The sequence below is a fragment of the Candidatus Rubrimentiphilum sp. genome (genome assembly GCA_035710515.1).
Taxonomy (GTDB): Bacteria; Vulcanimicrobiota; Vulcanimicrobiia; order Vulcanimicrobiales; family Vulcanimicrobiaceae; genus Rubrimentiphilum.
This window is the reverse complement of the sequence record DASTDE010000001.1, coordinates 676,873-689,726: the sequence shown is the minus strand read 5'-3', so window position 1 is coordinate 689,726 and position 12,854 is coordinate 676,873. Positions and strand designations below refer to the sequence as shown.

Here is a 12,854-nt window from a genome sequence, read left to right as displayed (position 1 = left end):
GATTTGGTTCGGGCAACGGCTTTGCTAATGAGTTTCAAAGTCGTTATGGGGAGTCTTCAGCACGACGGCAACATATATTTCAAGCAGGGCTTGTCTCAGCGGATCCCCCTCGGCAACGAACCGAAGCTCCATTGCACGAATTTGAGCCTTAGCACGCTGGAAAGCATCGGCAAATACCGGATCTTCTAACAACGCACGCCGTGAGGTAAGCCCTGTATAGCCAGCTACCGTTTTTCCGGTCTCGTGGCGCGCTAACCTAAAGGCAAAGACCGCTTGATTGTGCTGTGAGGCCTGAATTGAATGCTGTCGCATGCGCTGCCGGAAGTGGTTCGTTCGCCCGACGTACAGCGGTAGCCCATTCTCGCTGAACAAATAGACACACTTCTCAGGCAGCGGGGCGCGGAGGTCGCTTATCTTCACCGGCGACATATTCACGAGGCGCTCGAACGACGGATGAAGCGTACTAACATACTCGGCGAATGATTCATGCACAGCGTCTTCTATTTTCTTTACGTCCTGGAGAAGCCCTTAGGACTCGGGTTGGCGGCGATGCCGTCCCGCATTCACGGGACATAAATCGCATCACAGGCGCGTCGGAGGGTGCCCTCAGACCGGAGGAACCCTAGCGAGCGGTGAAGCGTTCCTCTCCCAGACTACTTCTAGGAGGATGCATTTTTATGCACACCACGATTCAACGTATTGGCGCGCTCACGGCGATGCTGGTCCTGGCCGCCGGCGCGACCGCACTCGCATCCATCAATATCGAGCCCTCGAATTCCATCACGCTGCAGCCGCGCGGGAAGGGAATGAACAACAGCGACCCCGATCGCGAGACCGTCACCATCACCGCGGTATCGCATACCGGCAAGGTCGAGCTCACGCAGAACACCTGCAAGGGCGAGCTCGCCGATGTCGCGGACTTTAAGGTGGGCGCCGTTGAGTCGTCAGGCAGCGGCCGGCCGAACGAGAACGACTACTATGCGACCATTCGCCTCAATACGAAAAAGGCGGAAGGCTCGTGCGTGGTGGTGTTCAACGATGGCTCGCACACCGCCACCGTCCGCGTCCGCATAGCTAGACCTTAGTAAATAACTTCATCGCGAAGTACGTCCAGCCCAGCGCAGTCGTTTTCGCGCTCTCCTTGAGGTTTGCACCGGCTCCGTGGCCGCCTTCGAGCACTTCGTAGAATAGATACGGCACGTGCATCGCCGCGAGTTTGGCGGCGAACTTGCGCGCGTGCTGCGGGCCGACGCGATCGTCTTTGGTCGTCGTCCAAATATACGGTTCCGGATAGGCAACGCCGGGCTTGATATTCTGATACGGCGAGGTCTTCTGCCAGAACGCGCGCTCGGCCGGAACCGAGGCGCTGCCGTATTCGGCAACCCACGACGCGCCGGCCTGAATCTTCTCGAAGCGCAACATGTCGAGCAGCGGCACCTCGATTTGCACGGCGTTCCACATCTCCGGATGCTGCGTGAACTCGACGCCCATCAGCAGTCCGCCGTTCGAACCGCCGGCGATCCCGAGATGACGCGGATCGGTGATGCGGCGAGTGACAAGATCTTTGCCAATCGCATAAAAGTCGTCGTAGATGCGCTGGCGGTGCGTCTTGAGGCCGGCGTCGTGCCACGCCGGACCGAACTCGCCGCCGCCGCGAATGTTGCCGACCACGTACACGCCGCCGCGCTCGAGCCAGAGCTTGCCCACCGTGCCGGAATAACTTGGCGTCGATGAGATCAGGAAGCCGCCGTACGCGGTCAAGACCGTCGGATTGCGGCCGTTAAACGCCATGTTTTTCGGACGGACGAGGAAGTACGGAACCTTCGTTCCGTCGCGCGAGACGGCCTCGTGTTGCTCCACGACGTCCATGCTGGCATTAAAGCGTGCCGGCAGCGATTTGACTTCCGCAACCGAACCCGTCGAAGCGTTGCCATAGTAGAGCGTCGTCGGACGCAAAAAGCTCTGGACGCTGAAAAAGATTCCATCGTTTTGCAGATTCGAATCCGTCACGCCGACCGACGACATGTCGGGAATTTTCAGCGCGCGCACCGACCAGCCGGCGCCCGCCGGCGAGTAGATGAGCGCGCGGCCGCGCACGTTCTGGTAGACGGTGAGAATCAGGTCGTTCTTGGTCGTGTCGACGCCGTCAAGCGTATCGCGCGGCCCCGGCGCGTACACGAGCGCAGGTTTGAGGCTACCGGGGTTCGCCAGTGCTTGCGCGAGCGGCACTTGCACCAATGAGCCGGCGGCGAAGTTCTTGCCGCCCGCGTTCCAACTTTGGTCGAGTTTGATCAACAAACGCCCGCCGGCCAAGCCGTCCATCTCCAGTTTTTCCGGAACGTTGAGTTTTTCAAGACCGGTCGGCGTCAGGATGCGCTCCTCGCTCGTGAAGAACGTGACGCCGCGATCCACGAACGCGGCCTTATGGCCTTGTCCGTCAACGGCGACGAACGCGCGCACCGAAACGTCGCTCGGCTGGCCCTTATACAGCGGCGTCGCCGATGAAAGCGGCTGGCCGCGCGTGAGCTTGCGCACGTCGTACGCATAGCCGGAAGCGGTCACTTCGCCCGGCGTCCAAGCACGGGAGACGAGGAGTGTGTTTTCATCCAGCCACGTGACGTCTTGTTTTTGGCGATCCAAGACAAAGCCGTCGGGCACGAATTTATCGGTCGTCAGATCGAACTCGCGCATCGTGACCGCGTCTTCCCCGCCGTCCGAGAGGTCAATCAGGCAGCGCGTTTCCTGCGGCTCGACGCAGTTGGCGCCTTTCCATACCCAATTCGCCTTTTCGCTCGCTGCGAGTGCATCGAGGTCGAGCACCGTCGTCCAGGACGGATTCGCGGTGCGGTAGCTCGCAAGCGAGGTCTTGCGCCAAATGCCGCGCACGTGCGTGGCGTCTTGCCAGAAGTTGTAGATCTCGCCGTTGATCGTCCGCGGGAAGGCAATACGGTCTGTAGCTTGGGCGATCTTTAACGCCTCGGCGTACATGTTGGCGTAATGCGGGTCGCTCGTTAAAATCGGCAACGCCTTGGCGTTCTGCGCGCGTACCCACGCCAGCGATTTCGCGCCGTCCTTGTCTTCCAGCCATTGGAACGGATCGGCGCCGTTCGCGAAGCCCGGCGCGGCTTTCGCCACGGTGGTTTGATTCGGCTCGGGCCAGAGCGCCGCACGGACCGGCACGATGGCGGAAAGTAACGCGAACGCGGTCAGCGCGGGGAGAAATCGCTTCATTATTAGTGCATTGCCTCTCGTAGACGTGTAATTTGCGCCGCTGCCTGCGCGCGCAGTTCGTTGTAAATCGCGTATTCGGCCGGCGTCGGCGCCTGATAGGCTAGATCCAGCGAGCCCAGCAGGAACGCCAGATGGTCGCGCATTTTGCTCTCGTGCGCGAGGTCGCCTTCACTCGAATGGGTGTTAAACTGCACCATTTCTGCCAGCGCCGCATCCACTTGCGCGCGTCTGGCTGCCGGCAGACTGGCCCGCGCCGCTTCGGCTGCATTCACCGCGCGGTTAAACGCATCGAGCGTTCCGATGATCTGCCTCGAGAGCGCCAGCCGCGCGGCCAGTTCGCCCGAAGCCGGATGCAACCGCGGATCGAGCATCAAGCGGAACGGCTGCTGCATCTTCTCACCGCCGTAGGTCAGCACGACGGAATACTTGCCGGGCACGATCGTTGGCCCGTCGACCGTATCGGAGAAATCATCCGTTCCGAACGCTTGCACGCCGCGCGCCTCGGTCGCCGGCCCATAACGCATGTCCCAGACGAACAGATTCATCCCGGGATCGACTGCAGTGAGGTCGCGCAAATCATCCGCCATGATCTGCGCCTCGTCTCGGTTAGCGAGCCGTTGCGGCGACGGCTTCTTCTCTTTCTTGTTGTGCAAATGCAGAGTGAAGCTGCGCACCGTGCGGCCGGTCGCATCCAGGAACGCGAGCGTCGCCGGCGTCGTGCCGTTGTAGTCCGACGGCAGATCGAAGAACACGCTCGTTCCGTACGTCGGCCCCTGGCCGGTGCCGGCTCGCGCAGTTCCCGACGTGTATTCATGCGTCAACCAGGCCGTCTCCGGTGCGAAGAGCAGCGGTGAACCACTCATGCCGTCGGCGGTCTGTTCGATCACGCTGAGGTTGTCCAAGATCCAAAACGACCGCCCGTGCGTCGCCGCGACGACAGAGCCTTGCCGCGCATTGATCCCGATGTCGCGCACCTGCACGTACGGCAAATTGAGGGTCAGCGGCTCCCAGCTTCCGCCACCGTTCAAACTCACATAAGCCGTGCTGCGTGTTCCGGCGAACATAACGCGCGCGTCGCGCGGGTCTTGCCGCACCGCGAAAACGTATTGATCGTCCGGTAAACCGCTGGTCATCGCGCTCCAGGTCGCGCCGTAGTCGGTGGTCTTATAAATGTACGGATGGAAATCGTCCCACTGGTAACGCGACGAAGAAAGATATGCGGTACCGGCCGACACGTGCGACGGCTCGATCGAGCTGATCTGCGCCCACTGCGGCAGTGCCGGCGGCGTCACGAGCTTCCAGTGCGCGCCGTGGTCGGTGGTCACGTGCACCAAACCGTCGGCCGATCCCGCCCACATTAAATCCGGCGTCAGCGGCGATACGGCCAGCGACGAAATATCCGGAAACGTCTCGACTCCGGTTTGATCGTAATTGATCGGCCCGCCGGTCGGGCCTTCGGTATTCGGGTCGTTGCGCGTGAGATCGGGGCTGAGCTGTTGCCAGCGCTCGCCGTAATCGGAGCTGGAAAAGACCACGTTGCCCGCCACCAACAACTCGTGCGGTCGCGACGGCGAGAAAAAGATTGGATGCGTCCAGCCGAAGCGGAACTTGCTCTCCGACGAGGCCACGCCCGACATGTACTTGGGCCACGGGCTGACGTTCTTCTGCTCGCCGGTCTGGCGATCGAAACGCGCCATCGAACTTTGGTAGCCGCTGCCGTACGTCACGTACGGATTGTTCGGATCGGGCGCGATCCACGTGCTCTCGCCCAAAGCCACATTGTGCCAAGCGCCGATGCCAAGGCCTTCTTGCGATGCGCTCGGTCCTTCGAACGCGCCGTGGTCTTGCGACGCTCCGTAGACGTGAAACGGAAACTGCTTGTCGATCGCAACTTTGTAAAACTGATCCGTCGGCTGATTTTGCTTCGAACTCCACGTCTTGCCGCCATCCACCGAGACCATCGCGCCGCCGTCGTCGCCCTCAAGCAAGATCTTCGGATTGCGCGGATTGATCCAAATGATGTGATGATCGCCCGGCCGCGTGATCGCCTTCCAGGTCTTGCCGCTATCGGTGGTTTTAAAGACGCCGTCCACTTGCGGCGCGTACGCGACCTTCGCGTTCGTTGGGTCGGCATAAATAGCCGTGTAGTAGAAAGCGCGCTGCCGTAGCTTCATTTCGGCATTGACGCGCTTCCATGTCGCACCGCCGTCGGTGGAATGAAAGATGCCGCCGCTTTGCGCTTGGACGATTGCGTAGACGCTGCGCGGATCGGTGACGGAAACGCTGACGCCCATCTTCCCGAGCAATCCGCGTGCAAAGCCGGGATTATCGGATATCTTGCTCCAATGCGCGCCGCCGTCGCTCGTCTTGTACAGACCACTTCCCGGGCCGCCGCTGGTGAAATTCCACGGCTTGCGCGAGGCTTGCCACATCGTGGCGTAGAGTACGTTCGGATTGCGCACGTCCATCACGACGTCATTCGCGCCGGTGTTCTCGTCCACGAACAACACTTTGGTCCACGTCTTGCCGCCGTCGGTCGTTTTGAAGACGCCCCGCTCGGCGTTGGGCGCGAACACGTGCCCCATCGAGCTTGCGTAGACCACGTTCGGATCGCGCGGATCGATCGCAAGCGCGGTCGTCGTGTGCGTGTCGCGCAGGCCCGCGTATGCCCAGGTTTTGCCGGCGTCGGTCGTTTTGTAGATGCCGTCGCCGGTCGAGAAATCGCCGCGCAGGTCGGACTCGCCGGTTCCCGCGTAGATGATTTTCGGATTCGAAGGCGCGACCGCGAGCGCGCCGATGCTGTAAGCGTTCATCCCGAATCCGGACTTGCCGTCGGTGAGGTTCTCCCAGCTCGTGCCGTAATTGCTGCTGCGCCACACGCCGCCTTGCACGCCGCCCATGTAAAACAGGCTCGGCTCGCTCGGCACGCCCACGATCGCGACGACCCGTCCGCCGATGAACGGCCCGATGCTGCGCCACTGGAGCTTACTCATGAGTTTTTGCGTGGGGCTTGTGGTATCGGCAGCCGCCGGGCTGGCGGCCTGGGCTGACGTCGGAGCGGTGGCGATCGGAGCGAGAAATACCCCTATCAGGGCGACGGCAAAAAGGCGCTTCATAGAGCGAGGTTTAGTCGTCCTCCAGGCCATGGCCCGCCATTTGTCATGGTGAGCCCGTCGGGATGTCATCCTGAGGAATCGAAGGGCACGGCCGAGCCCGTCGAGGCCCGCGAGGCCTTGTCAATTAGCGAGCGTGTCGTGAAAGAGCCAACGCTGGGACGTTTCGATGGTGTCGACACCGGGCGCGAAACCCCACGGTGCCGCGAGTTCGATTCTCGCACGTTCCAGCCCGGGGGCTTGGCTCTCGGTAAGGTGGTGTGATACCGTGTGAGTGGGGTTTCGCGTCCGTATCACACCATCAACAAGGCGCTCATCGACGAGCGCCTTGTTCTATTTCGAAGGGCGTGACATTCACTTAGACCAACGCCTCTAGTGGAGGTACGCTTATGCATCACCGGCCATTCCTTTTTGCTTGCGTCGTAACCGGATTGCTGGCCGCGGCCGGATGCAGTAACCTGAGCGGCTCGCTCGGCTCCCCCGTCCCGAAAAGCGTTGATGACGCCATCGCGCAGATCACATCCAAGCCGGCATACACACACAGCCGGTGGGGAATCGTCGTCGTCGATCCGTCAACCGGCGAGAAGCTCATCGACCGCGAGGGCGCCGGCATGTTTGTGCCCGGCTCGATCATGAAAGTGTACAGCACGACGGCAGCCCTGAAAGCGTTCGGTCCGGACTATCGCTTCCGCACCCCGGTCTACGCAACGAGCGTGCCTCGCGGCGGCATCCTGGCCGGACATTTGATCCTCGTCGCATCCGGCGACTTTAGTTTCGGTCTGCGCGAGCAATCCAACGGCACGCTCGCGTTCAACAACTTCCCGGAGATCGATCACAACTACGGAGACGTCGGGCTTGCCGGCCCGGCACTTCTGAAGAACTCCGATCCGCTTTCGGTCTTTAACCAGTTGGCGCGACAAGTTCGAGCGGCCGGTATCAGCACGATCATCGGCGACGTTGCGATCGATGACCGGCTCTTCAACAACTACGACGGCTGGCCCAACGGCGTCATGGCACCGATCTGGATTAACGAAAACGTCGTCGACATCACCGCTGCACCTTCAAGCGTCGGACAGGCTGCGGTCGTTGACTGGCGTCCGAAGATCGGAACGATGCGCCTTGCCTCGGATGTTATGACCGTTGCGAACGCCGCACAAGCAAAACCGTTGAGCGTAAAAGCGGATGCGAACGGCACGCTGCACGTCAGCGGTGCGGTCGCGGCCGGCGCAAAACCGAGCCTGACGATTTGGTATATCCAAAAACCGGCCGACTTCGCGCGCATCGCGTTCATGGAAGCGCTGCGCCGCGCAGGCGTCACGATTACCGCGTTTGCTTCCGGTTCGAATCCCACGCACATCTTGCCGAAAGACTACCGCCGCGCGCGCATGGTCGCCGAACACGTTTCGCCGCCGCTCTCCGAATTCGTGAAGGTGATTTTGAAAGTTAGTTACAATCGCGGAGCGGACTTGATGGTGTGCTTGCTAGCTGTAAAAAGCGGCAGCCGCGACTGTGCCGACGGGCTGGGTCCAGAGCTCAAGACGATTAAAAACCTGGGCGTGTCGCCGGAAAGTACGATCGTGTTCGAAGGAGCCGGCACCGGTGACATGATCCGCACCTCGCCGGCCGATGAAGCGGCAGTGCTACGCAGCCTGCTCGGCGTGCCATGGGGCAAATACGTGCACGACGGCATGTCCATTATGGGCGTGGATGGTACGCAGGCCGAAAATCAGGCCGGCACACCCGTGGCCGGCCACATTCGCGCGAAAGACGGGACACAGATCGCGGCATCACCGTCCGGTCAAGTCTACATTTCAGCAAAAACCGAAGTAGGCTACATTGACGCAAAGAGCGGCAAGCAGCTCATTTACGGCGTGTTTGTTAACGACGTTCCCATCGGCCAGCAAGGCATGATGGAAACGTTTAGCGGCGTCGACCGCGACCTCTCCACGATCGCGGCGGCGATCCAGCAGGGTTACTAGCCGGGTCTTAGGCTAGGGCGCCTTCTTTAATGCTGGCGCGAATTTGCGCGCGCAGTTCGGGCGTGTCTTGATGGCCGTGCTTTCTGGTCGCATGCGTTACGGCGGAGTCCATCAACTCTTCTTCGGTGTCGGCCGCAATCGCGATCGTGCACTTGCTGTCGCTCGGGAACTCGCGGCAATCAATAGTCTTTCTAGCCATATATAACCGCTCTCCAATAGCGGGCCTGGGGGCTTACCCTTCGTTACCTCAGGGTCCTTCGATACCTCAGGATGACACTATTACTCCGCCAGGAGGGTGCGGGCTTGGGGCGTGTCCTGGTATTCCACCGTGAGAATTGCGCGCATGTGCGTTTGCGCCGCCTTGGCCGCGGGCGTGTCGATCTTGCTGAGCGTGGTGTACATCTCGAGCAGCAGCTGCGGCAGGTCGCGATCGCGCGGATAGACCTTGTGCAGGTCGTCAATTGATTCCGCAATCTGGACCGCCGATTCGCTCTCTTGCTGATTGTAGCCGTAGCCCAGATAAAAGTTCACGCGCTTCATTTCATTCTTGATACCGAGAATCGACATGCCCATCGGGCCGAAGTATTCGTCCGCCGGCGCAAGCGTGGTCATGTAGATGTCATGCGGCTGCGCCTTGATGCTCGCAATGATCGGCGGCACTTTGAGGGCCCGCATGCGCGCCAGAATCGCGCCGGCATTCACGCGATCGCCTTGCGTGTAATCTTGCGCGCCGGCTGCGGCGTTTTGCAACGCGTTGTGAAAGGCCGGGCCCCAGGTTGACGGCAGGTTTGCGATCGGAAACTTCGGCTCGTTGGCATGCACGAAGGCGAGGCTGCGCCACGAGGCATCGTGCGTAATGAGGTAGCTGCGCCAGTTGGCTTCGACGCGTTCGAGTTGCGCGTTGGCGTCGCGCGGGTAATCTTGCAACAGCGCGGTGGCGTCTTCATCGGCAAGTTGCGCGAGCGCGAACGGATCATCGAGCGCGTCGACGCGCGTGAGCAGACCTTTGGCCTTCGTTTGCTCGGCCGGATCGAGGTTGTTCTTCTGCACGTACAGCGCGGCTTCGCGCACCCACCACGGCACGGCTTCGTGATTTATCAGCGGATCGTAGTGAAGGGCCGAAGCGATGTCTACGGTCGTTTGCGCAAGATAGCCGTAGCCGGGATCGTTCGGACGTTGAAGCGAGTACGCGCGGCCCGCGTTAAATATCGTCGAGAGATACGCTTGCTGGTTGTAAAATGTCCAACCCTGCGTGTTGCCTTTGTCGTACGCGGCCTTCATGGCGGCGTACAGCGTATCGGGGTCGGCCACCAGGGTGGCGCGCGCTTGCAACCGTAGCAGACACGCCAGAAGTAGCAGCCACGCTACCCTCCGCATGCGCTCAGGGCCGCTCGCATTGCTCGCGGTCGTTCGATACCTCACGATGACACTTGCTCACGATGACGCGGTTGAATCATCTAACACCAAACGCAGTTTACCCGCGGAAAGTGCGTTCCTCAACTCCCGGGCAATGCGGCGCCCGGTTGACATCGGTTCGGAGTAGTTTAGGTACGAATACGGTGAGCCGTCGATGAAGAGGTTGGTGCCGGCCACGATGCGCGCGGAGATCTCCATCACGAAGAACTGCATGTCGGGCGTGATGATCGTCTCGATGCAAAAGGCGCCGAAGAGGCCCTTTGGGCCGCAGATCTCCTTGCTCACGCGCACGACCGCTTCGCCCATCCGGTAGGCTTCGGCCAGCATCGATTCGCGCAGCGAGACCGGCGAGTTGCCGACCACCACATAAGACGGGCTCACGTCCATGCCTTCTTGCGCTGCGGCGGGAATGCGCCCGAGCGAGTCCACATTGGTTTCGTAGCGGCGATCCATGCTCATAATCTCGAGCCGGTCTTCCAGCGGCGAATAAAAATAGTGGATGTAGAGCGGCACACCGACGATGTATTCCTGAATGATGTGCTCTTCTTTTAAATGCGCCGCGCGCGCTTCGAAGTCGGCGGTGTCGCGAATGAACATGTAACCCTTGCCGCCAAGCGCGCCGTAGAGCTTCACGATCACCGGGCGATCGATCTCGTTGCCGTCCTGGAATTGGCGCGGCAATGTAAGGCCCGCGCGCGAAAGCCACTGACGCTGCAGTTCGCGGCTGGCCTCCCAATCGAGCACGGCTTTGTTTCCGAAGTACGGGATGGTCATGCGTTTGTGTTCGTCGAGCGAGAGGTACGCGACGAACGAGCCGTGCGGGACGATGATCAACTTACGTTTGGCGAGCTGCGGCATGAGCCCGGGAAAATCTTGGTAGCGCTCGATGGCGATCACTTCGTCAACGAATTTGAACGAGCGGTATAGCGCCTCGGTCTCGCGATTGGCGATCGCAAGCGTCGGAAACCCTTCGTCGTGCGCGCCCTTCAATATTTGCAGCGCTGAGTGTGACCCGAGGGTGGCGATCGTGTAGGCTTGTTTTTCCGGCATTACGTGATGGCGCGTTCGATAGCGGGGTTGCAGAGCAGCTTCTCGATGGCTTCTTCCACCGTCGGCTGGCTGGCGGGCGCGTGGTTCTCGGAAAACAAGCGGTAGGCCGTGTAGTGTCGCGCTCCCTTCGATACCTCAGGGTCCTTCGATACCTCAGGATGACAAAGAGCGATCCATGTTTCGCCCGGGCGGGGATTGGGAGACGGTAGTATCTCCAGCGTGTGTTTGTTCGGATTAAAGAGCGACTCGTTGCGTTGCACGCGCGTGGCTACTTTTTCGCTCGAGCCGTCGTCCTCGAACTGCCAGATATCGGCTCGCTCTACGTGCGCCACATCAACACCGAGTCGCCGCAGCGCCGTGAGCGCACTGTACGCGGTGTTGTCCGGGATCTTCAGTTTGATGGCAATCGTGTGGAGCACGGTGGCCCCTCGATACCCGCCCGTGCTCAGGGTGTCCTCTGCACAAAATAAAACGACCGCCCTAAAGGAGCGGTCGCGGCTTTGCCGACACAGCGCAGGAACCCGACAACCTGATGCTACCATACCGCGACACGCTCGTCCACGGTTTCCGGTCTGCACCGGCAGAGCCCCCAGCAAGATACCATTCACGCAGAAACGCTCGAAGACAAGATGGCTGCCTAGCGGGAGACTCGAAACGCCCACAATGCGATTAAATCCAAAGGCTCTAGCCCTCGCCTTCGGCGTTGCCAAAGTTGTTGTAACCGTTTTCACTATTCTGAGCTTTAGCGTTTCACGGTGGTCATTGTTCGGTCGCGTGCCGCCGCCGTTTTTGGGAGGTTTTGATCGCACCTGGTTCACGATCAGCCTGTACGAGGTTGTGGTGGGCTTTGTCGCTGCAGCCATCGGTGGAGCGCTCGCGGCCGTGGTCTACAACAAAGTTATCGCTAAAGGCACTCAGGCCGCATAGGTAACCTTACCGGCGCGCAGCGTGTACTGCACGTCTGATAGCGATCTGAACGCGACGAGATCCGCTTGAAAGCCTGGGGCAATTCGCCCTAGTCGTTTTGATTCGCCGAAGCGCTCCGCCGGCGCAGTAGTTAACGACGTGACAATCTGGTTGAAGGTCATCCCGGCTTCTTCTATCAGGGCATATTCGTCGGTCGGATCGTAGCCGACGGCGCCGAGATCAGTTCCAAAGAGAACCGTTCCTCCAGTTGCGAGCCACGCGCGTAACTGCCCAACCGCCGTATCGATCGTTTGCTCTTGTGCTGAGATGCGATCGTGACGCAGAAAATGCTTCCAGATACTCAGCGTCGGCGTGAGAGCGACTTGAGCGTCTTTCATAGCTGCAAGAATCGCTTCGTCCCATGGTCCAGAGCGGGGTGTGGTATGCGCAATCACGTCGACACGGGCGCGTGCCGCGGTCAGTACGTCGACGCCTGTGTTCACATGCGCGAAGGCGGGTTTGCCGGCGGCGTGCGCTTCAGCAACGACGGCTTCAACGGCGCCGTCAGGAAACGGCGCAAAGACTTTTACGCCGTCCACACCTTCAGCCAAGAGTTTCTTGGCGGCCGCCGCGGCTTGCGCGGCGTCGGTAATTTCCGGAAGAGGCGTCTTCATTACGCCCATCGTGTTCAGCACTTGCTCCGATGGAACGACGCCCGGGGCAACGAGCCCCTCGCCGGTCGAGCGAATGCGCGGCCCGGCAACCTCGCCGGATTCGACGCGCTCGCGAAGACGTCGGGTGTTTTCCCACAACGATGAGAGATCGAAGACGCTCGTAAATCCAAACCGCGTGAATGCGTCCTGGAGCTGGTTGGCAAGTTCGGGCGCCGGAATGCTCGCGGCATCAGCCCATTTTCGTTCAAAGAAATGCACGTGGCTGTTCCAGAAGCCGGCCGTAATTGTTAGGCCCGAACAATCCAGCGTTTCCGCGCCTTCTGGAATCATAAGGTTCGCGCGCGGACCAACGGCCGCGATCGTCTCGCCGTCAATCAGCACGACGCCGTCGTGGATGGGCTCGTCCTTGGGATTGGCGTAAATCGTGCCGCCAACCAGCGCTAGATCACGAGACATTTGGCTCGCCCCCTCGTTACCTCGGGGTC

At 60.6% G+C, this 12,854-nt stretch carries 11 protein-coding genes and 1 tRNA gene; 4 read left to right on the top strand and 8 right to left on the bottom strand.

Annotated elements, in window-relative coordinates:
• Positions 1–24: 24 nt before the first annotated feature.
• Positions 25–492, bottom strand: a complete 468-nt coding sequence (locus VFO29_03445; protein ID HET9392569.1) for a GIY-YIG nuclease family protein — start codon at positions 490–492, stop codon at positions 25–27.
• Positions 493–677: 185 nt separating this feature from the next.
• On the opposite strand from VFO29_03445, the gene VFO29_03440 reads away from it, so the two are divergent.
• Positions 678–1,085, top strand: coding sequence for a hypothetical protein (locus VFO29_03440; protein HET9392568.1), 408 nt, complete (start codon positions 678–680; stop codon positions 1,083–1,085).
• On the opposite strand, the gene VFO29_03435 is transcribed toward VFO29_03440, so the two are convergent.
• Together VFO29_03435 and VFO29_03430 are read right to left on the bottom strand one after the other, a co-directional pair.
• Positions 1,075–3,231: a prolyl oligopeptidase family serine peptidase gene (locus tag VFO29_03435; protein HET9392567.1), complete on the bottom strand. Its 2,157-nt coding sequence runs from the start codon at positions 3,229–3,231 to the stop codon at positions 1,075–1,077. The two genes, VFO29_03440 and VFO29_03435, sit on opposite strands and share 11 nt — an antisense overlap.
• A 2-nt stretch (positions 3,232–3,233) precedes the next feature.
• A complete protein-coding gene (locus tag VFO29_03430) occupies positions 3,234–6,347 on the bottom strand; it encodes a YCF48-related protein (GenBank protein HET9392566.1) in 3,114 nt (1,037 codons plus the stop codon).
• Between the two features lie 155 nt (positions 6,348–6,502).
• On the opposite strand from VFO29_03430, the gene VFO29_03425 reads away from it, so the two are divergent.
• Together VFO29_03425 and dacB are read left to right on the top strand one after the other, a co-directional pair.
• A tRNA-OTHER gene (locus tag VFO29_03425) sits at positions 6,503–6,574 on the top strand.
• Between the two features lie 159 nt (positions 6,575–6,733).
• Entirely contained in the window at positions 6,734–8,323 is a 1,590-nt protein-coding gene (gene dacB / locus VFO29_03420) for a D-alanyl-D-alanine carboxypeptidase/D-alanyl-D-alanine-endopeptidase (protein HET9392565.1), read from the top strand.
• Between the two features lie 7 nt (positions 8,324–8,330).
• Here dacB and VFO29_03415 read toward each other — a convergent pair whose 3' ends face one another.
• From VFO29_03415 to VFO29_03400, 4 genes are all read right to left on the bottom strand, one after another.
• On the bottom strand, positions 8,331–8,522 hold the full coding sequence (locus VFO29_03415) for a DUF1059 domain-containing protein (protein HET9392564.1): 192 nt from the start codon (positions 8,520–8,522) through the stop codon (positions 8,331–8,333).
• 80 nt (positions 8,523–8,602) lie between these two features.
• The gene (locus VFO29_03410) at positions 8,603–9,700 is read right to left on the bottom strand and encodes a hypothetical protein (GenBank protein HET9392563.1); all 1,098 of its coding nucleotides are present in this window, start codon (positions 9,698–9,700) and stop codon (positions 8,603–8,605) included.
• Between the two features lie 57 nt (positions 9,701–9,757).
• On the bottom strand, positions 9,758–10,789 hold the full coding sequence (locus VFO29_03405; GenBank protein HET9392562.1) for a formate--phosphoribosylaminoimidazolecarboxamide ligase: 1,032 nt from the start codon (positions 10,787–10,789) through the stop codon (positions 9,758–9,760).
• Positions 10,789–11,208: a hypothetical protein gene (locus VFO29_03400; protein ID HET9392561.1), complete on the bottom strand. Its 420-nt coding sequence runs from the start codon at positions 11,206–11,208 to the stop codon at positions 10,789–10,791. The genes VFO29_03405 and VFO29_03400 overlap by 1 nt, the downstream gene beginning before the upstream one ends.
• A gap of 244 nt (positions 11,209–11,452) precedes the next feature.
• Here VFO29_03400 and VFO29_03395 point away from each other — a divergent pair, with 244 nt between their 5' ends.
• Positions 11,453–11,716 (top strand): hypothetical protein, encoded by a 264-nt coding sequence (locus VFO29_03395; GenBank protein HET9392560.1) that lies wholly within the window; start codon positions 11,453–11,455, stop codon positions 11,714–11,716.
• Here VFO29_03395 and VFO29_03390 read toward each other — a convergent pair.
• Entirely contained in the window at positions 11,704–12,825 is a 1,122-nt protein-coding gene (locus tag VFO29_03390; protein ID HET9392559.1) for an amidohydrolase family protein, read from the bottom strand. The two genes, VFO29_03395 and VFO29_03390, sit on opposite strands and share 13 nt — an antisense overlap.
• Positions 12,826–12,854: the final 29 nt, after the last annotated feature.